The 23,550-nt window shown below is 41.3% G+C and carries 22 protein-coding genes; 13 read left to right on the top strand and 9 right to left on the bottom strand.

What is annotated here, in order from left to right; translation table 11 throughout:
- Positions 1–735: 735 nt before the first annotated feature.
- Entirely contained in the window at positions 736–1,998 is a 1,263-nt protein-coding gene (locus IQ19_RS01085) for a CdaR family transcriptional regulator (RefSeq protein ID WP_144539060.1), read from the bottom strand.
- A 191-nt stretch (positions 1,999–2,189) separates the two neighbouring features.
- Here IQ19_RS01085 and IQ19_RS01080 point away from each other — a divergent pair, with 191 nt between their 5' ends.
- The gene (locus IQ19_RS01080) at positions 2,190–3,356 is read left to right on the top strand and encodes an NAD(P)/FAD-dependent oxidoreductase (RefSeq protein WP_144539058.1); all 1,167 of its coding nucleotides are present in this window, start codon (positions 2,190–2,192) and stop codon (positions 3,354–3,356) included.
- 68 nt (positions 3,357–3,424) lie between these two features.
- Here the strand turns inward: IQ19_RS01080 and IQ19_RS01075 are convergent, their stop codons facing one another.
- Positions 3,425–4,606 carry a CdaR family transcriptional regulator gene (locus IQ19_RS01075; RefSeq protein ID WP_144539056.1) on the bottom strand — a complete coding sequence of 394 codons (1,182 nt, stop codon included), beginning with the start codon at positions 4,604–4,606 and terminating at the stop codon, positions 3,425–3,427.
- Positions 4,607–5,318: 712 nt separating this feature from the next.
- Between IQ19_RS01075 and IQ19_RS01070 the strand changes: the two genes are divergently transcribed.
- The 3 genes from IQ19_RS01070 (at position 5,319) to IQ19_RS01060 (ending at position 9,281) form a co-directional block, all read left to right on the top strand.
- Entirely contained in the window at positions 5,319–6,410 is a 1,092-nt protein-coding gene (locus tag IQ19_RS01070) for an aromatic ring-hydroxylating oxygenase subunit alpha (RefSeq protein ID WP_144539054.1), read from the top strand.
- A gap of 62 nt (positions 6,411–6,472) precedes the next feature.
- Complete coding sequence (locus IQ19_RS01065; RefSeq protein ID WP_144539052.1) at positions 6,473–7,891, top strand: amino acid permease; 1,419 nt, start codon at positions 6,473–6,475, stop codon at positions 7,889–7,891.
- A gap of 67 nt (positions 7,892–7,958) precedes the next feature.
- Entirely contained in the window at positions 7,959–9,281 is a 1,323-nt protein-coding gene (locus tag IQ19_RS01060) for a flavin monoamine oxidase family protein (RefSeq protein ID WP_144539050.1), read from the top strand.
- Positions 9,282–9,570: 289 nt separating this feature from the next.
- Here the strand turns inward: IQ19_RS01060 and IQ19_RS01055 are convergent, their stop codons facing one another.
- Entirely contained in the window at positions 9,571–9,678 is a 108-nt protein-coding gene (locus IQ19_RS01055; protein ID WP_144539048.1) for a MetS family NSS transporter small subunit, read from the bottom strand.
- Positions 9,678–11,195, bottom strand: a complete 1,518-nt coding sequence (locus IQ19_RS01050) for a sodium-dependent transporter (RefSeq protein ID WP_144539046.1) — start codon at positions 11,193–11,195, stop codon at positions 9,678–9,680. The genes IQ19_RS01055 and IQ19_RS01050 overlap by 1 nt, the downstream gene beginning before the upstream one ends.
- A 465-nt stretch (positions 11,196–11,660) precedes the next feature.
- Between IQ19_RS01050 and IQ19_RS01045 the strand changes: the two genes are divergently transcribed.
- Both IQ19_RS01045 and IQ19_RS01040 read left to right on the top strand, forming a co-directional pair.
- Complete coding sequence (locus tag IQ19_RS01045; RefSeq protein WP_144539044.1) at positions 11,661–12,941, top strand: NAD(P)/FAD-dependent oxidoreductase; 1,281 nt, start codon at positions 11,661–11,663, stop codon at positions 12,939–12,941.
- Between the two features lie 130 nt (positions 12,942–13,071).
- Positions 13,072–14,061, top strand: a complete 990-nt coding sequence (locus tag IQ19_RS01040) for an ornithine cyclodeaminase family protein (RefSeq protein ID WP_144539042.1) — start codon at positions 13,072–13,074, stop codon at positions 14,059–14,061.
- An 80-nt stretch (positions 14,062–14,141) separates the two neighbouring features.
- Here IQ19_RS01040 and IQ19_RS01035 read toward each other — a convergent pair whose 3' ends face one another.
- From IQ19_RS01035 to IQ19_RS01025, 3 genes are all read right to left on the bottom strand, one after another.
- Entirely contained in the window at positions 14,142–14,279 is a 138-nt protein-coding gene (locus IQ19_RS01035) for a YvrJ family protein (RefSeq protein ID WP_048010265.1), read from the bottom strand.
- A 68-nt stretch (positions 14,280–14,347) separates the two neighbouring features.
- The gene (locus IQ19_RS01030; RefSeq protein ID WP_144539040.1) at positions 14,348–14,566 is read right to left on the bottom strand and encodes a DUF2922 domain-containing protein; all 219 of its coding nucleotides are present in this window, start codon (positions 14,564–14,566) and stop codon (positions 14,348–14,350) included.
- Positions 14,567–14,609: 43 nt separating this feature from the next.
- Positions 14,610–14,828 carry a DUF1659 domain-containing protein gene (locus IQ19_RS01025; protein ID WP_144539038.1) on the bottom strand — a complete coding sequence of 73 codons (219 nt, stop codon included), beginning with the start codon at positions 14,826–14,828 and terminating at the stop codon, positions 14,610–14,612.
- Positions 14,829–15,164: 336 nt separating this feature from the next.
- Between IQ19_RS01025 and atoD the strand changes: the two genes are divergently transcribed.
- From atoD to IQ19_RS00995, 6 genes are all read left to right on the top strand, one after another.
- Positions 15,165–15,821 (top strand): acetate CoA-transferase subunit alpha, encoded by a 657-nt coding sequence (atoD, locus tag IQ19_RS01020; RefSeq protein ID WP_144539036.1) that lies wholly within the window; start codon positions 15,165–15,167, stop codon positions 15,819–15,821.
- A 1-nt stretch (position 15,822) separates the two neighbouring features.
- Entirely contained in the window at positions 15,823–16,461 is a 639-nt protein-coding gene (locus IQ19_RS01015) for a 3-oxoacid CoA-transferase subunit B (RefSeq protein WP_144539034.1), read from the top strand.
- Between the two features lie 20 nt (positions 16,462–16,481).
- Complete coding sequence (locus tag IQ19_RS01010) at positions 16,482–17,666, top strand: acetyl-CoA C-acetyltransferase (protein ID WP_199749337.1); 1,185 nt, start codon at positions 16,482–16,484, stop codon at positions 17,664–17,666.
- 28 nt (positions 17,667–17,694) lie between these two features.
- The gene (locus IQ19_RS01005) at positions 17,695–18,468 is read left to right on the top strand and encodes a 3-hydroxybutyrate dehydrogenase (protein ID WP_144539030.1); all 774 of its coding nucleotides are present in this window, start codon (positions 17,695–17,697) and stop codon (positions 18,466–18,468) included.
- A gap of 280 nt (positions 18,469–18,748) precedes the next feature.
- Positions 18,749–20,032 (top strand): GntP family permease, encoded by a 1,284-nt coding sequence (locus tag IQ19_RS01000; protein WP_144539028.1) that lies wholly within the window; start codon positions 18,749–18,751, stop codon positions 20,030–20,032.
- Positions 20,033–20,128: 96 nt separating this feature from the next.
- Positions 20,129–21,523: a sigma-54 interaction domain-containing protein gene (locus IQ19_RS00995; protein WP_144539026.1), complete on the top strand. Its 1,395-nt coding sequence runs from the start codon at positions 20,129–20,131 to the stop codon at positions 21,521–21,523.
- Positions 21,524–21,537: 14 nt separating this feature from the next.
- Here the strand turns inward: IQ19_RS00995 and IQ19_RS00990 are convergent, their stop codons facing one another.
- A complete protein-coding gene (locus IQ19_RS00990; protein WP_144539024.1) occupies positions 21,538–22,062 on the bottom strand; it encodes a sigma-70 family RNA polymerase sigma factor in 525 nt (174 codons plus the stop codon).
- 193 nt (positions 22,063–22,255) lie between these two features.
- Complete coding sequence (locus tag IQ19_RS00985; protein WP_144539018.1) at positions 22,256–23,068, bottom strand: hypothetical protein; 813 nt, start codon at positions 23,066–23,068, stop codon at positions 22,256–22,258.
- Positions 23,069–23,149: 81 nt separating this feature from the next.
- Between IQ19_RS00985 and IQ19_RS00980 the strand changes: the two genes are divergently transcribed.
- Positions 23,150–23,377 (top strand): hypothetical protein, encoded by a 228-nt coding sequence (locus IQ19_RS00980; RefSeq protein ID WP_144539016.1) that lies wholly within the window; start codon positions 23,150–23,152, stop codon positions 23,375–23,377.
- Positions 23,378–23,550 lie beyond the last annotated feature (173 nt).

The raw sequence follows: 23,550 nt of genomic DNA, 5'->3' as shown, positions 1-23,550 counted from the left end.
CCCGCAGAGCAATCTAGCCATTATCTTTGTGAGAAGTTTTTTTGTTTAAGTTTAAGTCAGCACAGCTTTTTTATCCAGTGAACAGGTTGAGTGAGTAAAAAGGCGTTAACCCCAATGGTTAACGACAATTTCCCTTCATTACCGCCATCTTGGTCGTTAATTCAAAAGATTAACGACCATTTTCTCTTTACCCGCTCTATTTTGGTCGTTAATTCAAAAGATTAACGACCATTTTCTCTTTACCCGCTCTATTTTGGTCGTTAATTCAATTGATTAAAGACCATTTTCTCTTTATCGCCTCCAATTTGGTCGTTAATCCAAAAGATTAAAGACCATTTTCTCTTTATCCGCTCTATTTTGGTCGTTAATTCAAATGATTAAAGAGCATTTTCCCTTTATCCGCTCTATTTTGGTCGTTAATTCAAATGATTAAAGAGCAATTTCCCTTTATCCGCTCTATTTTGGTCGTTAATTCAAATGATTATCGACCATTTTCCCTTTATCCGCTCTATTTTGGTCGTTAATTCAAATGATTAAAGAGCATTTTCCCTTTATCCGCTCTATTTTGGTCGTTAATTCAAATGATTAAAGACCATTTTCCCTATATCAGCTTTATTTTGGTCGTTAATTAAAATGATTAACGACCATTTTCTCTTAAAACGTCCAATTTGGTCGTCAATCCAAACAATGAACGACCATTTTCCTTTAGTATTTGGCGCCCAGGCAGCTAAAATATTATGTTGAGAAGCTTTCTTCTGTTTCGTTCAATGCCAGAGACTCTTGAATTCCGCTTATCCCTGAATTTTTAATAGCAAAGTATAAAAGCATGCAATGGTCAAAACGGGAAATATCCAACCCGGTAAGCTCATTAATTTTTTCCATACGGTATACGAGGGAGTTTCTGTGAAGAAACAAGATCCGTGCGGTTTCACTCATGTTCATGTTGCACTTGCAGTAAGCCATGAAGGTATTAGCCAGGGTCGGATAATTCACATGGTCCATGAAATCCTGCAATTTTTCCTTAAGCCTGGCTTTTATATATTGATTTAATCCATTGCCTACAAGTTCAAAAATGATATTCCAATCATTATAATAGAATAACCTTGGTGAGCTGTTCGTTCTTTTCCCGGCTATTAATGCTTTTAATGCAGCCTGATAGGAATCCTTTATTCCATGTACTCCACTTTTGACACTTCCAATTGAAATACTCGCTTGGTAGCTATTTTCTGCCTCTAAATATTTGAACAGCCTATGGATCTTATGCTCCATCCTTTTGATAAAGAGATGCTGTGTTTCTTCTTTATTGATGGCTTTGATCAGGATAAATTGATCCAGTGTTAAGGGTGAAAGGATATCTTCCTGATTATCCACTAAATAGTATCGCAATATTTCCGAGACATTGTTTTGCAGAAGATGCCATGAATATTTATCAGGCACTCTGGTCTCCTGTTTCGGTGAATGGCCGGAATCCATATCAATGTCAATTGCAATTAAAAAGCAGACCCTGTTGTGTGAAGAATCAAGGTGGTATCCGAGCATTTTCCCATATCTCACACTGTATTCCAAATCCTCTGGTTTTTGTGAGTTTAAAAGGTAGCGAATTAAATTGTCGAGCGTTTTAGATTCAAGGGCACTCATTTCCTTTTTCAAGTATTCGTGGCACATGAGTTCGACATGGCTTTTAACAAGCTGGGCATACTTCTTTACCTCTGCCGGCTCCCCGACAATTCCAAGGACTCCAATCGGTTCATGATTGATCATAATAGGGGAGGCAACGCCAGGAAGTACATTATTCAGATCTTTCACTTCATCCGGTTCATAGGAAATCGATTTTTTTCTTTCGACCACTTCGAGGGAGGCCTGATGAAAACTTCCTAATCGGCTGACATCGCTCGATCCAATAATATTGCCTTTATTGTCACTAATACTAATTGGATACTCAATAATTTTTGAGGTGTTCTCGACGATAAGCTGAGAGATTTCCTTTAGAAAGCCCAAATTGCCCGCTCCTTTACCTGAATATTTCGTTTAGTAATAGATTCTCCCTCCATCGTAAAATCCCCTTGTTAAAATAGACAATTATAAATATTCAAAATATTATTTTTCCGTAGAAAATGCACATAGCCACCTGCCATTCAAATGAGTAACATTATTACTATAAAGAGCCACAAAGAAAGGCAGGGAAGCGAATGCAAAGCAAGGCGGATATGATCATTATAGGCGGCGGAGTCATCGGTTCAAGTATTGCTTATCATTTGTTAAACGATGGATTTACGGGTAAGATCCTTGTTTTTGAAAAAGATGGGCTGTACGAATTTGCTTCAACACCGAGGAGTGCTGGAGGATTCAGGCAGCTATATACAACGGTCATCAATATGCAATTAAGCAAATACAGTCTGCAAATATACAAAAATTTCTCCAGGGACATGGCAGTCGACGGTGAAAAAGCTGAAATCGATTTTAAGCAAAGAGGGTACCTATTTCTGGCTACTGAAAAGATGATGCCCCAATTTGAAAAACATTTAAGGCTTCAAAATGAAAACGGCATTCATTCACAGCTCCTTGAAGGAGAGAAACTATTAGGTATCATCCCCGAGTTGAATATTGAAGATATTGCTGGGGGATTATTCTGCAGTGAAAGTGGCTATTTAGATCCTTACTCTGTCATGCTGGGATATGTGAAGAACGCAAAAAATCTTGGAGCGGAGTATATATATGATGAGGTGGACAGCCTCATTACAGATCAGGGACAAGTGAAGGGCATCAAGCTTGCGGACGGAAGGGTATATCATGCGCCGGTTGTGGTGAATTGTGCCGGTGCCTGGGCATCCATATTGGGGGAAAAAGCAGGTTTGCCGCTTCCTGTTGTACCACTCCCAAGACAAATTTTTCAATTTGATATAAAGGAACCTTTAAAAAATTATCTTCCATTAACAATGGATCCAACGGGGGTCTATTTCCGTCATGAAGGGGAAAAATTCATTTCCGGCTATGCAGAAGAAATTGAGCCGGGAATGAATTTCAAATGGCGAAGGTCAGCTTTTGAAGAACATATTTGGCCTGTGCTTGCCAATCGGATTAAAAACTTCAAACATGCGAAAATTGAAAGAGGCTGGTCAGGTTTGTATGATTTTAATACAAAAGACCATAATGCCATTCTTGGCAGATATCCAGGAATGAAAGGATATTATGTGGCCTTTGGATTCAGCGGCCACGGTATGCAGCAGGCTCCGGCGGTTGGGAAATGCCTTTCTGAACTGATCCGGACCGGAAAATACGATACACTTGATTTAACGCCCTTAAGAGTGGAGCGCTTTGCAGAGAATGAACTTATTATTGAAGACGCCATTTACTAAAAAAACACCTTCGTAAAGGGCTGGGCTCTTAACGAAGGTGTCTTTTGAAGAAACAGAGGGTTTAGCCTTTATGATTTCATTTCTTCGAAACATTGGATGGCAGTATACAGGAGCATGCAATGTTCGAAACTGCTTGTGTTCAAGGAAGTAATTTCACTTATTTTTTCAAGCCTGTAAATGATGGTATTCCGATGGATAAACATATTCCTTGATGCTTCGCTCAAATTCATATTGTACTTGCAAAAGCCGAGAAAGGTAGAAGCTAAAACCTCATAATTGTCCTGCTCCATTAAGGGCGATACCATTTTTAATAGTTTCTTCTTGTAGTCTCGAGCAAGTTCCCTCGGCAAAAGACTTAACATCGCTTCCCGCTCATTATATAAATGGATATGGGATTGGTCCTGAAATCCCAGCCCTATGCTCATGGCTTTAATGGCGTTTTGGTAGGAATCAGAATATCCGCTTGGACCATTTTGCACATCTCCCACACTCATTTTTGCCGAGACACTGTATTTAGCCTCCAGGAATGAATTGATTTTTGACAGTTTCTCATCCAGTTTTTCCAGCATAGCAGGGAAAGACTGGGGGAAGGGCATGGATTTAAAAATAATGAACCGTTTAAAATCTAGAAAAGAAACGATATCATTATCATTGTCCTGGAAGATTAACTTTAGGAAACTTAAAACCTCTTTTTGAAAAGAGAGGTCCCCAAAAAAGCTCCGCTCTCCAGATGCTGGATTGGCAATATCTATGATGATGCACACTCGGTCAGTCCGCATATCAAATTCTAGCCATTTTGAGTATTGAAATATATGGTCTTTCTCTTCCTGTGCGGACTCTTTATAGTGAATAAGCTGATATACAAGCATTTCAGCCATTTTCTCTTTAAGTTCCGCCATTTCTTTTCGAAAGGCATCCTGGCACATCATTTCAACCTGATTTTTGACAAGCTGCACATATTTTTCTACCTCAGCAGGTTTGCCGACAATACCCAGAACGCCGATGACCTTGTTATTGAACTTTAATGGAGCAGACACTCCAGGGAGGATTTTCTTATCCAATTCATTTTTGCAATAGACCATTGTGTTTTTCTTAATAACCTCAAGGGAGGGGCGATGAAAAATACCGATTCTGCTTTGATCGGTAGAGCCGATGATATACCCTTCATTATCAGTAATGCTAATCGGGTATTGTAAAATCTCACTTGTTTTTTCAACAATGTCTTGTGCGATATTTTCAAGGATTTTCATTTTCGATTTCCTTTCTTCCCGTGTTCAATACCTTTTAAAGGATCTGTTAAATCATTTTTAGGAGATAAAATGATATTCCAATTTCATCAACAATATTTACAAAATTCAAAAAATGATAATGTGTAATCATAAGTTTACACCTTTTGTCTTGATTGTCTACTACATTTGTACAACCTCATGATGATGCCAAATGAGTAGAGGAAGGAGCTTTTCTTATTACAAGTAAACGATTAACCAATCTATCATTAAAATATTGAGTAAAAAGAGAGGCTGTCTCAAAAGATTTTTGCACCCTGTTGATTGGAGCAGAAGGGGCGAGATCCTCGAAAATGCATTCGCATTTCCTTCGTGCGGTGTTTACTCAAGGAAGCTTATTCAAAGTCCTGCGGGAGAAGCGAGTCAGCGGGAGACCCCGCAGGTGCGAATGCACCGAGGAGCGTCGGACCGCCCGCTGAACGCTTGAGTCCCTGGAGCGGAAATCAACAGGCCAAATTTTAAAGAGCTAATGCCTTGCCAAAAGAGGGTGTCCAAAAGCTATACTTCTGGGACACCCTCTTTTTTAGATAAAAAAACTAAAAATTAATTTTATAGATTACATGTTTTTGTTTAATTTAAACATTTTATTCAGAATATTTTTAATTTACAATTACTTTATTAACACATTGATCATAGTGTTTGGTATGTGGAATGGAAGAGAAGGAGGGGAAAGTCTTTGAAGGAAGTAAGAGTCAGCAATACGTTAAGTGAAGCCCATACTTTACCGGCTTGGCTTTATGCCGATCCAAAAGTTCTTGAAGCGGAGAAGAGAGAGATTTTTCGCAAGACATGGCAGTATGTCGGGCATTTAAGTCAAATAAGCAATCCAGGCGACTATTTTACAACGGAAGTGGCAGACCGTCCAATCATCATTAGCCGCGGGCAGGACGGAGATATTAGGGCTTTTTATAATGTCTGTTCTCATCGGGCATCAAAGCTTGCAGAGGGAGAGGGTAATAAACCGGTTTTTACCTGTCCTTACCATGCCTGGACTTACCGTACAGATGGTTCACTGCTTAGAGCGCCCAATATGAATGGATGTGACCATTTCGACTACCAGGATTTCAGCTTAAAAACAATTAAACTGGAAATCATTCATTCCTTCATTTTTGTACACCTTGATCCAGACGCTGTATCGATGAAGACACAGTATCCTGACCTTTTCCAGCATGTTTCGAAATATGACCTCAGCAGCTTAAAAAGAGTTCGTGTTAAAGAAACAATTTGCAAATCAAATTGGAAGATAGGAATAGATAATTATCTTGAGTGCGATCATTGTTCAATCGTTCATAAAACACTTGTTTCGAAGCTTGATATGAAGCAGTATGAGATGTTCATGTATGATTATTATTCTTATCAAGGAACCCCTTTGAAGGGAAAGAAAATGGACTTCGGACTTGGACAAGGAGGAAGATATTATTGGCTTTATCCAAACACATGGTTTTCATTCGATCCAGGGCCAGCCAATCTTTCTATTCACCAATCAATACCAATTGACCATAAGACCACGAAATATGTATATACCACGTTTTTCCTGACCGATGAGATTACGGAAGAAGAACAAGAGCTTATGGCGATGGATGAGCTTGTCAGAAAAGAGGATCTCGATATTTGTGAAATGGTTCAAAAGGGGATTGAGACAGGGGCTTATTCACAAGGAAGATTCTCAATGACAGAAAATCTTGTCCATCATTTTCATTTACTTATTCAGCGGGATCTTGAAAAAGTGCTTCCGCTGCCTCAGGATACATTTACAATCATCGATTAAGCCTAATTGTAAGCGCTTACTTAAATGTGTTTAATTATAAACTGAAGGCAGGGTGAAAGTCGATGAGTCAAACAAAATTAAAAAGGCAAATGAAGAGCCGTCATTTATTTATGATGTCCCTAGGCGGAATTATTGGAACAGGACTATTTCTTGGATCGGGTTATGCAATCGGGGAAGCAGGGCCAGCAGGCGCCATTCTGGCTTATCTTGTTGGCGGCTTGCTCATGTATTTAGCAATGGTTTGTTTAGGGGAATTATCCGTTGTTATGCCTGTTTCGGGATCCTTTCAGGCTCATGCCACCAAGTTTATTGGCCCTGCCACCGGTTTTGTAATCGGGTGGGTCTATTGGCTAAGCTGGGCCATGTATGTTGGGCTTGAGTTTGTTGCAGCAGGTTTGCTAATGAAGAGGTGGTTTCCCGATGTTCAAACATGGATTTGGTGTGCAATCTTTATAGTCCTTCTGTTTTCGATTAATTCACTCACTACGAAAGCCTTTGCTGAAACAGAGTATTGGTTTGCAGGAATTAAAGTTCTTACTGTCATCCTTTTCATTATTATCGGGTTAGCAGCCATTTTTGGCGTTATATCTATGGATAACACACCTGCTCCTTATGTATCCAATTTCTTTGGTGATGGTATATTTCCGGCTGGGATCGTTGGTGTGTTCATTTCGATGATGTCCGTAATCTATGCGTTTCAAGGATCCGAAATTATGGGTGTGGCCGCTGGAGAAACGGAAGAACCGGAAAAGAATATCCCAAGAGCAATTCGCACCATCGTTTTCCGAATCTTGTTATTTTATGTTTTAGCAATCTTTGTTTTATCAGCGATTGTTCCTTGGCAGGAAGCAGGCGTTCTGGAGAGTCCGTTTGTAACTGTTTTTGATATGGTAGGTATTCCATACGCAGCCGATATGATGAATTTTGTTATTTTGACAGCGATTCTCTCGGTTGGCAACACGGGGCTATATGCCTGTACACGGATTATGTATTCACTTTCTGAGACGGGGATGGCTCCAAAAATCTTTGGAAAGCTGAACAAACGTGGCGTACCTGCTTATGCCCTTTTAGTGACACTCGGATTTGCCCTGTTATCTCTTTTAACCAGTTATATAGCAGCGGATACACTATTTGTAGTATTGCTGGCGGTAAGCGGAATAGGAGGAACACTTACATGGTTAGCAATTGCTGCAGCTCAAATCGGATTCCGCAGACAATATATAAAAAATGGAGGGAAAGTGGAGGATTTAAAATACAAGGTTCCACTATATCCTTTTATCCCGATTTTATGTATTGCTATGTGCCTGCTTATATTCGCAGTTATGGCTTTTGATCCGACGCAGCGGTCATCGCTATATTGGGGCTTTGGCTTCATAGGCCTATGCTATGTGTATTATTACTTCATGTATACACGCAAAAACATTACACTGCCCATTAACACAGAAAGTGGTACAAATCCAGCTGTGGGGGATGAAATATAAAATAGTCAGAACTGCAGTTCCTATAAGGGTGCTGCAGTTTATTACTTGAAAAGAAAGGAGACTTACAATGGCAAATATGGAAAATTATGACGTTATTATTGTGGGTGCGGGTTTTTCAGGGTTGACAGCTGCACGTGAATTAAGGCTGTTGGGCAATAAAGTTTTAGTTTTGGAGGCTCGTGACCGGATTGGAGGCCGTACCTGGGTGGATCACCGTTTAGATACAGTTCTTGAAATGGGAGGAACCTATGTCCATTGGCATCAGCCGCATGTATGGACAGAAATTACCCGATACGGCCTCGAGCTTGCTTCCGGACCAAAAACAGAAACGGTTTATTGGATTGTTGATGGGAAACCATATTCTGCCCCAGCAGCAGAATTTAAAGAGAGACTGAGAAATACGGTTGAAAGATTGATGAGAGTAAGCAATAAACATATGCCTATGCCGTTTGAACCGTTGAAAACCCAAAGTTTTCGTGATTTGGACAACGTTTCTGCAGAACAATTTTTGCGCGATTGCGCTTTAACAAAAGAGGAGTATGACATTTTACATGGCTGGATTGCATCGGATTATTGTGGTGACCCAGCTGAAGGGGCCGTAACCCAGATCTTTCGCTGGTGGGCTTTCTCACAAGGAAAGTGGGATACCCATAGTGCGATGGTTTCGAGCTACCGAATAAAACAGGGGACCCGAAGATTAATAGAAGCCATTGCTGAGGACAGCGGTGCAGACATAAAGCTGTCGACCATTGTGGGACGAATTGAGCATGAAGAGGGGGCTGCAAAAGTTTTTACAGCAGAAGGGGAATATTTTACGGCAAAGGCGGTAATGGTAACCGTGCCATTGACAACTCTTAATAATATTCATTTCGAGCCTCCGCTTTCTGCAGCCAAGCGGGAATCTTCTAAACAGGGACAGACATCGAAAGGAATTAAAGTTTGGGCTAAAGTGAAAGGGGAATTGGAGCCGTTTGATGCCTTAGCACCTGGCAGCTATCCCTTGAATTCTGTGCATTTAGATCGTTATGTTAATGGCGATAGCATCCTGGTTGGTTTTGGACCAAGTGCTGAAAGGTTAAATCCTAATGACAAGGCAGCTGTAGAAGAGGCTTTGAAATGCTGGATTCCCGACATACAAGTCATTGAAAGTACAGGCCATGACTGGGTAAATGATGAATTTTCAAAGGAAACTTGGCCTATGCTAAAACCGAAGCAGTTAACCGCCTATCAGAATGAATGGAACACCTCTGAAAATTCGGTGTTTTTAGCAGGGACTACTTATGCAAATGGCTGGGCTGGCTTTATTGACGGCGCGATTGAAAACGGAATAACCGTAAGCAGGAAAGTGCATAATTATTTATTGAAAAATGATTATGTAAATGTAGATTAAATAAAAAAAGGTGCCGGGTGATCCATCTTAAGCTTGATGGAACCTGGCACCTATTTTTGTCTGGATTTTATCGCAGATTAACGGGCAGTAAGACCCCCACTTCAAGATCTTAGATGAATTGAAGGAGGCTAAGTGGGGGACAAACTGCCCGTAAAGGTCCTAATATAATAATAGAACAAAGACTAAGAACGCCACGTCCTGTGGCAACGTCTTTGTGACCCACTTCGTGTGGGCCTCATCTAACCATCAGTGGGGGATGAAGAAAACCCCAATTGATGGAAGATTCACTTTACTTGTCGTCGTAGTCTGTCGTTAACGTTCTATACACCATATAGGAGAAACCTCCCCAGAATAAACCCAGGGTTAGCACCATCATAATTATTGCGGAAGCAGTCACTATAATTCCTCCTTGATGTCTGTATTTGAAGGCAGTGCCGACTCTTGATCACTGAGTCCTTCTTCCTTCACAGAGCTACGTAATTGGTTATTAAATCGAAGGAGCATAAATGCAAGCAGGAAAGCAATTCCGAGCTGCAGCACGATCGTTCCGACATTGAATTCTTCGAATGGCTTCCACCAAGTGTCCGGATACCATGTCACACCTTGGTATAGCCACCAGCCAGTCACTATGACAAAAAAGGCGGGGATAAAATATTTAATGGAATAAACCCACCACTTGTTCAGTTTAATAAAGCTGACTTCGTTTATTTGGTCACGCATCTTTTCCACACCGTACTTTATTGCAGCGTATGAATATAAGAAACAAGAAAGCAGCAGGCCTACTCCCCAAACCCAGTCCTGATTATTGAATACCTTCATATTTAAAGCTGAAGGGATACCGCCAATAAATATTAAAGCAACGGTGAGTACGATTGCTTTGTTTCTGCGAATTCCATAATCTGATAGGTTTCTTGTAATTAGTTCTACCATTGCAACTAATGAAGTAAAGGCAGCAAAAGCCAATGCTCCAAAAAAGGCAATTCCAAAGATGTAAGTCTGCGGCATGACGTTTAGCAGTTCTACCATATAAATAAAGGTTAGTCCCGTATTCCCGGAACTTGTTGCTTGTGAAATATATTCTTGTGAAGGTGCAAGAGCAAAGATAGCTGGAATGATCGTTAAACCTGCAAGCAATTCGACTGAGTTGTTTCCGAGTCCAGCCGTTAATGAATTTTGAGCAATATCATCACGTTTCTTTGTGTAAATGGCATAGGTAGCATACAAACCCCAACCGGCGCCAACCGACCAGGCAGACTGCGATAATGCCTGAAGCCAAGTTGAAGCTTTCCCTAAGTATTCCCACTGTGGTGTAAACATATAGGAAATTCCTTCCATTGCACCTGGTAAGGTAACGGAACGGAAAGCAGTAAAGATAAGCAAGAGGAATAAAAGTGGGAGGAAAAGTTTTGACATTCTTTCAATACCCTTTGTAACCCCGATAAATACAACAACTCCACACAATACGGCGGCAATAAAATGATAGAAGACAGGTTCAGCTGAATGGCCAGTGAAATTCTCCCACTGTGCAGCTGAATCAATTTTTTCTGTGAACGTTCCTTGTAAAGCTAAGATGAAATATTTAAAAGTCCAGCCTACTACAACAGAATAGTAAAAAGTAATTCCTGCTAAAACAATGGTGATAATTGGACCGAACCAGGCAAATTTTTGGCCGATAAACTCCCCAAAAGATCCCATTGTGCCCATCCTGGTTTTTCTTCCAATAAACACTTCAACCATAATGAGCGGCAATGACCATAGAAACAAAAATATTGCCCAGCCAATTAAGAAAGAACCACCGCCATGCTCAGCAACCATCCGCGGGAACCGCCAAATATTGCCTGTACCAACAGCCATCCCCATTGCTGCTAAAATAAATCCAATCCTTGATCCCCAAACTACTTGGTTATCCTTCAAATAAACCAACCCCTTTGTTATCAAGCCTCTTAAATCATAGGATCTAATCTAGATAGGGCACATGTTAGAATATATCGAACACTAACAAATGTTTTTATCAGATATTCCTCCTTATCGCCATAATATTATTCGATATATTTTAAAAATTCTGTATTTTAAATATATTCTTTTTGAGGATCATTATCTATGTGCATTTTTCACAAAAAATGTAGAATAACTCTAAGTCTCTTAGAGTATTTTTACCATATTGGCGATAGGGTTATTTTAATCATTGTTATTATAATTGTAAAAAGACACAAAAAGTTTTTTCTAAAATAGGTTATTATCATACATTTTGTACGTTAAATTCAGAAAATTTTTACTATATAATTATTTCAAATCCTATGATTACTTATTGGAAAAGAGTTCATGTTGCTCGGCTATTAGATAATATCCATTTAAATTTACAAAAAGGCGGGGATTGAAATGGCGAAAGCGATAGTGGTTGGCGGTGGAATCATTGGCCTTGCAAGCGCTTTTTTTCTTAGAAAGAAGGGCATGGATGTTGTATTAATTGACAAAGGAGAGCCTGGTGCCGAATGTTCAAGCGGAAATATGGGATGGGTTTGTCCCAGTTTATCTGATCCGGTTCCTGCTCCTGGTTTAGTGAAGACAAGTCTCAAGTGGATGTTAAAGCGCGATAGCCCTCTCTATATTAAACCATCAATCGTACCGTCCTTGTCCCCTTGGCTTTTGCAATTCTGGAAGTATTGCAGTGAAGATGCCTACCAAAAAGGGTATAAGGCCGGTTTGGAATTGAGCAGAAATACCTTAAGATTGTTCGATGAGTTAGAGCGGGAAAGCGGGCTTCAGTTTGAAAGTCATCGGAAAGGCTTGCTTTTTGTATTTTTAAAAGAAAGCTATATAGAAGAAAAGCTGGATACCTACCGGATTGTTGAAGAGTTTGGGTTACCGGCACCGGCTGCAAAATCGAAAAATGAGGTTTTACAAATAGAACCTGCACTTTCTGATGCTGTGGCAGGAGGAATTTATCTCCCTGCTGAACGTCATGTTCGCCCCGAATCGCTGACTAGTGCACTAACAGACTGGCTTGTTGCGAATGGGACTGATATACTGTCCCGAACAGAAGTTAAGGGCTTTATTCGGGAAGGTGATCAGATAGTTGGTGCAAACATCGGAGAGAAAACAATTGAAGGGGATCATTTTCTTGTCACTGCGGGTGCTTGGGCGGGTCAGATTTTGAACCAAGCAGGAATACAAATCCCAATGACTGCAGGAAAAGGGTACAGCCTAACGATATCTTCTCCATCCATTCAATTTCAGCAGCCTCTATACCTTGGAGATTCAAGGGTGACGATCAGTCCGTTTGATCATTCTGTAAGAATTGGAGGCACAATGGAATTGTCGGGGTTAAATTCCGACCTTGACCAGAGAAGGATCGATAGTTTGAGAAGCTCTGCTGCCCAGTATTTACGGTCTCCGATTCATGGAAAAGAGAAGGCTTGGTGCGGTATGAGACCTATGACACCGGATGGCTTGCCAGTTCTGGGGATCGTTCCTTCATTTACGAATTTATTCATTGCATCCGGCCATGCTATGAGCGGAATTTCTATGGCCCTTTCAACAGGCAGTGCAATGTCTGATTTAATCTCAAGCGGTAAATCTGATATCGATCTATCTCCTTTTGCACCTGACCGATTTAAAACACAACGTTCAAGTAATAAGGTGAGTAAAGTTACAGTATAGCAGGGGAATATTTATAAATAATGAGATTAATATGAAATGCCGCCAATAGGGCGATTCCTATAAAGTCTTCAGCTAAAAAACGCAGATTGCATTTATTGAAGTTCACTAAGCGTGTATTGGAGTGGGATCATTGTTGATGTTAAATGAAGAAATGATTAAAGAGCTATATTCAATGAAAGAATGTATAGAAGACGTTGAGAAAGCGTTTGGATATGGTTATGGCAATAAAACACAGACACCGATAAGGATGTCCGTTCCACATGAAAAATTTAAAGCAGAAACGTTATATATGCCCTCCTATATCGAGCCGGAAAACTATACAGCTATTAAAGTTGTAAGCATTTTTCCGCACAATGCAAAAGAAGGCAGACCAGTTCTCCAAGGTGTGATTTTACTGACGGATACGAACACTGGTGAACATGTTGCTGTCATGAATGCCAGCTGCTTAACGGTATTAAGAACAGGTGCGTCCAGCGGTGTAGCCACTAAATATTTAGCTCGAAAAGATTCCAAAACTTGTGCACTCTTAGGGTGTGGTGCCCAAGCCATCGGGCAAATACAAGCAGTAATGGCTGTTGCTGATTTGGAACATATCATCTTATTTAATCGGACAATCGAGAGGGCACAAGCATTCAAAAAGGAGCTCCATTCTTTATATCCGGCATGGAGCGGAACCATTTCTATACAAGCAGATCCTAATATCGCTGTAAGCAAAGCAGATATTGTGATTTGCAGTACCAAGAGTTCAACTCCACTTTTTGATGGTTCTTTCCTAAAAGAAGGGGCACATATAAATGCAATTGGTTCCTATCAGCCGCATATGCAGGAGGTTGACGTTCAAACACTTATACGGAGCAATAAAATTGTGGTCGATACGATGGAAGGGACTCTTCACGAAGCTGGCGATCTCCTTGTTCCACACAATGAGGGGTTATGGAGTACCGATTCCATTTACGGTGAAATTGGTGAAATTATATGCGGAGAGAAAGCCGGGCGGGAGGAGCCAAGCGAAATCACCCTTTACAAGTCGGTTGGCATCGGCTATCTCGATACAATGGTTGCATCTGCAGTTTATAAAAAAGCAATTAGTGAGGGGAGAGGAGAGAATTTTACGCTTTGAAATTGGATTTCTTTCCGAAAGAACCTCCCCTGAAAATAAGTTAAATCAAGGAGACCATTCCTTAAAAGGTATAACTAGCTTTATTCCCGCAGCCGATCCGGCAATCCCTGGATCGATGACACCACAACATCGAGTTTGGCTTCGATTCTGTTCAGCAGAAAAAGCGTGACAACGATCGGGAAGCCAAGTTCGCTGATCAATGTGACCATCTGTTCCATGATGTTTGCTCCTTTCATTAATAGATTAATAAAAAAGGCCGGTTCCGAGAGAAACCGGCCTCTTCGAATTAAACAAGATCATAGTCAGTTACGTTACGCTCAAGCAATCTAGCTCCCTGTGCTTGAACAAAGTCACCGCCATTGCCGTCAAATGCATTGGCTGCAATGATTTGGTCCATAGCTGCTTTGACAGCAACCGGATCAATTGGCTCCTTTGGATTGTCAATTGTTAATTTAGACGGCTTTCCTATATCGGATAGGAAAGTCATTTCTAACGTTTTCGCCATTCTGTTTCACCTCCCTGCCAGTTTAGGATATTAATAGAAAGGATTAGCCTACGATATCGAAGCTGTCATTTCTATTTAGTGCTGCCAACGGGTAGTTGGATAGCGTAGCAACAGCTTGTCCAACCGCATATAGCTGGTCTGGTGTAGCTGATTGCTTCAGGCTGCTGTAGGTTTTTGACTTGTGAATAGGTTTCCCTTGTTCATCCAAGCCCGTTTCAAAAACAAGGCGAAGTTTTGTATCGATGATATTTGCTTGTGCCATGCTGATCACCTCCTTTCACCCTCTATATACGTTTTTTTAGGCAAAAAGGACAGGGTGAATTTAAAAAGTTAGGAAAATGTTTAAAAGAGGCACCATCTTCCGGAAATGCGGAATAATAGTGCGTAAACTTTTCCGCAAAAACGGAAATTTCCGCATTCACGGAAATAAAGCATTAAAATGTTACATTATTTAAGGTTTATAAATAATATTTAGAAAAAAATTTTTCCTAAAGATGTAAACGTTTTCGTTATTTTTTTAAGGTATTTTATTAATAGTTGGCATGCATCTTGCAAAGAAGTTAATGTGAGAATATCAAATATTCAAGGGGTGCTATAAATGAGTAAAATCACATCTTATGAAGAGCTCTTGCAAATATTTAAAGATGGCATAACGATTATGGCCGGAGGGTTTATGGGTATTGGAACTTCGGAAGTATTAGTGTCAGCTCTATTGGAATCCAATGTAAGCGGTTTAACGCTGATTGCCAGCGACACAGCAACTGAAGGAGCAGGTGTCGGGCCTTTAATTGTCAATAAACGAGTAGATAAATTGATTGCTTCCCATATTGGTACAAATCCGGAAACGGGCAGGCAGATGATCGAGGGCGATTTGGAAGTGGAGCTGGTTCCTCAAGGGACGCTTGCTGAACGAATTCGTGCTGGCGGATCTGGCCTTGGCGGGATTTTAACTCCGACTGGTGTCGGTACAGTTGTAGAAGAAGGAAAGCAGAAAATCGAGGTGGATGGACGCGAGTATTTGCTCGAAAAGCCTCTCCGTGCGGAAGTGGCCATTATTAAAGCGAAAAAAGCTGATAAACTTGGCAATCTCGTATACAACCAATCTGCCAGAAACTTTAACCCCATGATGGCGATGGCAGCGGATTTAGTGATTGCTGAAGTTGAGGAGATTGTCGAAGTGGGCGAGATAGACCCGCATGATGTGGACACTCCAGGAATTATTGTAGATAAAGTGTTTTTAAAAGGAGGCAAGTAAAATGGTCTTGAATAAAACAGCTAAAGAAACCATTGCTGAGTGTGCAGCAAAAGAATTGCACGATGGAGATGTTGTAAACCTAGGAATTGGTTTGCCAACGCTCATCCCTAATTACCTGGAAGAAGGCGTGAATGTTTTCCTTCAATCTGAAAACGGATTCATAGGGCTAGGCCCAGTAAGAGGGGAAGCCCAGCCGGATATCGTGAATGCTGGCGGACAGCCGGCGGGCATCATTCCTGGCGGAGCTTTCTTTGATAGCACTTATTCATTCCAATTGATCCGCGGCGGCCATGTGGACGTAACCGTACTTGGCGGCCTTGAAGTCGACCAGCACGGGAACCTTGCAAACTGGATGATTCCTGGAAAAATGGTTCCGGGAATGGGTGGTGCCATGGACCTTGTTACGGGTGCGAAAAAAGTGATTGTGACAATGGAGCATTGTTCCAAAAAGGGAGCGCCAAAAATTTTAAAAGAATGCAGGCTGCCTCTGACTGGCAAGGGCGTTGTTGATTTAATTATTACAGAATTGGCCGTTTTTAAGGTGACAGAAGAAGGCTTAGTGTTGGTTGAACTTCAAGAAGGTGTCGATCTGGAAACGGTCATTGAGAAAACAGAAGCTGAATTTAAAATAAAAAACTAGTTTTATAGGAGGAAATCATCATGCGTGAAGTGGTAATCGTAAGCGCTGTCAGAACAGCGATCGGAAGTTTTATGGGAACACTAAGCAAAACGCCGGCAACTGAATTGGGTGCCGTTGTGATAAAAGAAGCGCTTAATCAAGCAGGAGTAAAGGAAGACCAAGTAGATGAAGTGATTATGGGAAATGTCCTTCAAGCTGGTTTGGGACAGGGTCCTGCTCGCCAGGCGGCGCTAAAGGCTGGGTTGCCTGAGGATGTTCCAGCTACAACCATTAATAAGCTATGCGGATCCGGTTTGAAGGCGGTACATTATGCGGCTCAAGCCATTCAGCTGGAAGAGGCGGATATCGTTGTTGCTGGAGGAATGGAAAACATGAGTCTTGCACCATACCTTTTAAAGGGCGGCCGTACAGGTTTCCGGATGGGTGATGGAAAGGTTATCGATAGTATGATTCACGATGGACTGCAATGTGCCATTAATAGCTGCCATATGGGAATTACCGCTGAAAATATTGCAGACCAATATGAATTATCCCGTGAATCTCAGGATGAATTTGCGGCATCGAGCCAGCAAAAAGCCAAAGCTGCTATAATCGAAGGCAAATTTAAGGATGAGATTGTTCCAGTTAGCATCCCGCAGCGCAAAGGAGATCCGATTGTCTTTGATACGGATGAATTCCCTCGTGCAGGAGTAACTGCCGAAAAGCTTAGCGGCTTAAAGCCGGCATTTAAAAAAGAAGGCTCTGTCACAGCAGGAAACGCATCAGGCATCAATGATGGAGCAGCGGCACTTGTTCTTATGAGCAGGGAAAAAGCTGAAGAATTGGGCATCAAACCATTAGCTGTTTTAAAAGGAAATGCATCAGTGGGTGTAGACCCTAAAATCATGGGCATTGGCCCGATTCCAGCCTCGAAAAAAGCGTTGGCAAAAGCAGGTCTTTCTATGGGAGATATGGACCTGGTCGAAGCTAATGAAGCGTTCGCTGCACAGGCATTGGCAGTAGGGCGTGACCTCGAGATTCCTGGAGAAAAGCTCAATGTGAATGGCGGTGCGATTGCGCTGGGACATCCAATTGGTGCGAGCGGCGCAAGAGTGCTGGTTACATTATTGCATGAAATGAAGCGCAGAGATTCACGCTATGGCCTTGCTGCATTATGTATCGGCGGAGGCATGGGTGTGGCAAGTGTTGTCGAAATGGATAAATAATGGACTGATATTTTAGGAGGAAGAAAGAATGGAAAATCAAGTCGTTTTTGTAACAGGTGCAGCAAGCGGAATTGGCTATCAAATTGGGGAAGCTTTTTTAAATGAGGGTGCGAGAGTTGTTTTTACCGATATCAATGAAGAAAAAATTCAGGAAGTTGCAAAGGATTTAAGCGATAAAGGTTTTGATTGCTTAGGTATTAAAGTGGATGTTACAAGTGAAGAAGATATAAAAAATGCGATCGACGAGACAGTTGAGAAATATGGCAGACTGGATGTTCTATTAAATAATGCAGGTTTGCAGCATGTGTCCCCGATCGAAGAATTTCCAACAGCGAAGTTTGAATTTATGATCAAAGTGATGCAGGTTGCGCCTTTTGTGGCGATGAAGTATGCGATTCCAATCATGAAAAAGCAGGGATTCGGCCGCATTATCAATATGGCAAGCATTAATGGTCTAATCGGTTTTGCCGGAAAAGCCGCTTATAACAGTGCCAAGCATGGTGTTATTGGTTTAACGAAAGTAGCTGCGCTTGAAACAGCTGCCCATAACATTACGGTGAATGCGATTTGCCCAGGTTATGTTGATACTCCGCTTGTCCGCGGCCAGTTTGAAGATTTGGCTAAAACACGCAATGTACCGGTTGAAAAGGTAAAAGAAGAAGTTCTTTATCCGCTTGTGCCGCAAAAGCGTCTCCTGGATGTTCAGGAAATTGCTGATTATGCGCTCTTCTTAGCGAGCGATAAAGCAAAAGGCGTCACTGGACAAGCTGTTGTACTGGACGGAGGTTACACAGCTCAATAAAGAGAAACTTCAATCAGTGGAAGGCTTTTCCCCACTGATTGTTAGTTGAGGCACACAGGAAGTGGCGTTCTTAGTCTTTGTTCTGCTTTTCGGGCCTATACGGGCAGTTGGATTCCCGCTTATCCTCCCTCAATTTCTCTGAGTCTTGAAGAGGGGGTCTTACTGCCCGTTAGACTGCGATAAAACTACAAGATTATATGCATGGCAATTGCATAGTCCGCTCTCGTCAGACAGGCGATGCAAATGCATGCATACCAACTATTGATTAAGAGGTGTAATTATGTTTGGAATCATATTAGGGTTAATTGTCTTAATGGCTTTAGCTTACTTTGGCTGGTCAATTATTTGGGTCGCGCCAATCGCTGCTGGAGTCGTGGCATTAACTGGTGGACTTGATCTGCTTGATGCCTATACAAACACGTACATGAGCGGGTTTGTTAATTTTGCAAAACAGTGGTTTCCCGTCTTTATGCTGAGTGCCATTTTCGGTAAATTGATGGAAGACACAGGCATGGCGAAATCCATTGCTGTTGCCCTTTCCAAAATGATGGGAACGAAACGTGCAATCCTTGGTGTTATTGTGTCTTGCGGTGTGCTGACATACGGTGGAATTAGCTTGTTTGTTGTTGTCTTTGCGGTTTATCCGCTTGCATTATCATTGTTCAGAGAAGCAAATATCAGCCGGAAAATCATGCCTGCTACGATTGCATTGGGTTCTTTTACGTTTACAATGACAGCGCTTCCGGGAACGCCGCAAATTCAAAACCTCATTCCTATGCCCTTTTTCCATACAGATGCCATGGCAGCTCCCATCATGGGGATTGTGTCGGCATTGATTATGGGTGTGGGCGGTTATTGGTATTTGCTGTATAGGCAAAAGCAGCTTGGTAAAAAAGGCGAGGTGTTTACGGAGCCTAAAGATAACAGCATACTAAATGTTACAGATCAAGAACCAAATGTTTTTCTATCATTATTGCCGCTATTAACCGTGTTATTGACGCTGAATCTATTAGATTGGCATATTGTGGTGTCTCTGCTTTCAGGTATCATGTTGATTTTGTTATTGAATATTGCGAAAATCAAAGGGTTTGTTAAATCCATCAATGGCGGTGCAGCCGGATCGATTACAGCCATTATCAATACAAGTGCTGCAGTCGGTTTTGGTTCAGTGGTACAAGCTGCCCCAGGATTTAAAAAGATTACAGAGGCTTTGATGAACATACCAGGAAACCCGCTGATTTCTGAAGCTGTTGCGATCAATTTGCTGGCTGGTGCTACAGGTTCTGCTTCAGGCGGTATGGGAATTGCCCTTGAAGCATTAGGAAAACAATATTATGAAATTTCACAAGCGACTGGCATTAGTCCCGAAGCTTTTCACCGCATTGCATCACTATCGTCTGGCGGACTGGACGTTCTTCCGCATAATGGTGCGGTTTTGACGCTGTTAACGATTACGGGCTTATCGCATAAAGAGAGCTACCGTGATATTGCGGTTGTGGGGATTGTCATTCCAATTATCGCAACTGCTGTCGCTATTGTGCTTGCTGCAATGGGAATTTATTAATAAAGAGTTGAAGCTGTTCAAGGGGGCAGCTTCTTCTTTTTTCCTAAAATTTGATATAATGATTTATTAAGAGGCTTTGGATTGGGGTGTTTTGGTATGAAGCTTCCTTATGAGTGGTTAGAGGAGATTATTTCTTTAAGCATTGAACGGATTGTGGTCGTTAATCACGAAGGAATCATTGTTTATATAGATTCAGGATATTGTGAATTCCTGGGAATGTCTTACGAGGAAGCAATTGGGCGGCCGGCTCAGGATGTCATTATGAATACGCGGATGCATATTGTCGCGAAAACAGGCAAAAAAGAGCTTGAGGACCTCCAGCCAATTAACGGCAGCGTTATGATTGCAAACCGCTATCCAATTGTTATTAATGGAGAATTAGTAGGTGCTTTAGGGACCGTGATGTTTCCGGACCCGGATAACCTCAGGCATTTCAAAAATAAAATGAATAACCTGATGGAAGAATTGAACTTTTATAAAAATAAGGCAATCAATGAACTGAAAAGTAAGTATACATTTGAAGATCTGGTTGGAAAGAGCCCTCTTTTCGCCGCGGCAAAACGAATGGGGGAGAAGGTTGCCGGAAGTGATTCTTCCATTTTAATCACAGGTGAGTCAGGAACGGGCAAAGAACTGTTTGCTCACGCCATTCATCACAGCAGCATGCGGAGCCATTTTCCGTTTGTGCCTGTGAACTGTGCATCTATCCCGGAATCATTGTTTGAGTCCGAGTTTTTTGGATATGATGAAGGAGCTTTTACTGGCGCCGTGAAAGGCGGGAAAGAAGGCTTTTTTAAAGTGGCTGACAAAGGAACGATCTTTCTCGATGAAATTGGGGAAATGCCGCTGTCCATGCAAAGCAAATTATTAAGAGCGCTGCAGGAAAAAGAGATTCAGCCCGTTGGCGGGCAGAAGGCGATACCAGTTGATGTCAGAATCATTGCTGCGACCAACCGTGATTTGATTCAAATGGTTGAAGACGGATCATTCCGGCAGGATTTATATTACCGGCTAAATGTGATTAATATCGAGCTTCCGCCATTAAGAAAAAGGAAAGAAGATATCGAGCTGATTGCGAAAAGTCTATTGCACAAGCTTGAGAGGAAATTTTACCGAAACGGCACGGCGATTTCTCCTGAAGCGATTGAAAAATTGGCAGCCCACAAATGGCCTGGTAATGTACGTGAGCTGGAGAATGTCCTCGAAAGAGCCATCAATGTGGTCGATGGCTCCGAAATCCAAGTATCACACCTGCCGCTTTATATTGCAGACCAAGAGGTAAAGAGAGGAGATCAGGATTCAAATGATTCCATTGCTCATAAGTCATCTGCAGCCGTTGTAGAGCTATTAAAAGATACAATTGAAAAAGCAGAAAAAAAAGCAATTCTGCATGCATTGCATGTTACGGACGGAAATAAACTGGAAGCAGCTAAACTGCTTGGCATTGGAAAAACAAAATTTTACGATAAATGTAAGGTGTTTGGTATTTGATATTAGAGCGGCTGTTATGAAATGAGAGTGCTTAATTTGCCGCTATTATCATAGATTGATTTTAATTTCTCCCGGGCTCCCTGGCGCCAGTTTTTGACTGCTGACAGGGAGACTTGTTCTTTATCTGCAATTTCCCTGACTGTCAGTTGATCACATAAGGTATACTTCAGCCATTTTCTTTGATTTTCTGATAAAGTTCTGCAGCTTTTTAACAAATCATGAAGCAGGTCGGTAGTGCTTAATTCCTGCGAATCCTCAACAGCTTCCTCGATGACTTCCCAGAATTCTTCCTTAGGATTTGCGTAACGAGCCTTATGGTTTGCTTGTTTTGTTAATTCGTTCATCATTTTCCCTTTTACAAAACCATAGGCATATGAAAAGAAAGGACCTTTCTCTGGATCATGGACTTTCCAAACGTTCCAGAGTGTAATTAACCCCAGCTGATAGAATTCATCTCTGTTTTTATAAATGTTCAGACTGTTCATGATTTTGTGTATCATTGGATCAAATTGTGCTGCTGTCTGTTCAAAGCTTTCCATGTTTGTGTCCCTTCAGGAAAGCGCGCGCTCTAAGTATTCCCGGGTAGCTTTAACATAGCGGGAAAACGATTTTTTTGCGAATCGAAAAAAAGTCGAGTTTCGGGGAGTTTACCCCCTAAACTCCCGAGTTTGGGTACCAAACTCCCCGAAAGAAGGGGCTAACTCGCCGATTTTCGAGAAAAATTCACTTTTTTTATTTTTTGTAGAAAAAGCCCATATAGGATTGATCGTTATTCAATGAAAAGCCCATATCTAATAGATCTTCAAAGTAAAGTTCTTCGAATTTTTTATTCAGAATTCCGTAAAAGTAGGCGATTGGCTTGGCTATTATCCTTGATTTCATTTTCCCTATTAGCTGCTTAAAGGAATGAATGGCTGTGTCCAGTACCTGGGTCTTATCTTGTTCACGATTATTGCGGTAGGCTGCAATAGTTGTCATTCTCCAAAATTCCTCGATTGACTTTGCTTCAGGGAAAAAGTACTTCACAGCATCAACGAAAGCATTCGGAACACGATCGCTAGTATATGTGTAGTCGAGGCCGGTTTCGTTACGTTTATTATTCTTTTGATTTTTATTAGTTTTAGAAAGATTAATTGTTTTATTATGGTGGTCCATTTTTTTCTCCTTAGGTGGTTCAATCTTGGGAAAGCGATTGAATATGTATAAGTTGCTGGACTGAGAACCGTTCTTTCTTTCCGTTTCATGAACTGTGAATATGCCTAACTCGGATGCTTTTACGATCATCCTTTTAAAGGTGGAGCGGGAAATTCCGTTTCCGCTGTATTCTTCGTGGATTGCTTTTAACACTGTTCCAATCTTTGCATTGGATACACCGGGAACTTTGGCTGCAAAACGCGCCAGCCGCTTTAGGCCCACAAGCTCACCCTTCGAAAACTTCTCCTTATTCACCGCAAGCCACATCTCTAAATGGACATTAAATTCCTGTAGGTTATTAAACTGGGAAAATTGTTCAAACTGGTCAACACTGCCTGATTTTAAATTCATTAAAACGCACCACCCTTTCACCTTCTATATACAGTTGAGGGAAGGGAAAGGTCAGGGTGGTTTATGTGGGATTGTGTCGAAATGGTGAACAAGTGGGTAGAGGGATCTATTTTACAGGAGAAGAGTTTCTATGAACTCAAAAATGGAGCGGAACGAAGAAAAAGGTCGCCATCAGAGGTTCATAAAGCTGGAAAATGGAATCAGTGCAATGAAAAAGGTCTTCATGAAACTGTTAAACAAACAAATGTCACCAAATTCAGGACGGCATTTATAAAAAGAGAACTGAGGATGTTATATGATTTAAGCTAACGCCAAAAGAGTAGCAGCAGTCTTCTTACACCCTTGACAATGATAATCATTTTCAATTAAACTGATTTTAGGTAATGATAATAATTTTCACTTAAAAGGTTACATATAAAAAACATCTTTGGGAGGGGTATAAGACGACTAAAATCTATGTTTGTGAATGGTGTGGCTTTATT

The organism is Cytobacillus oceanisediminis (assembly GCF_007830235.1).
GTDB lineage: Bacteria > Bacillota > Bacilli > Bacillales > Cytobacillaceae > Cytobacillus > Cytobacillus oceanisediminis.
This window is presented reverse-complemented; position numbering and strand designations above follow the sequence as displayed.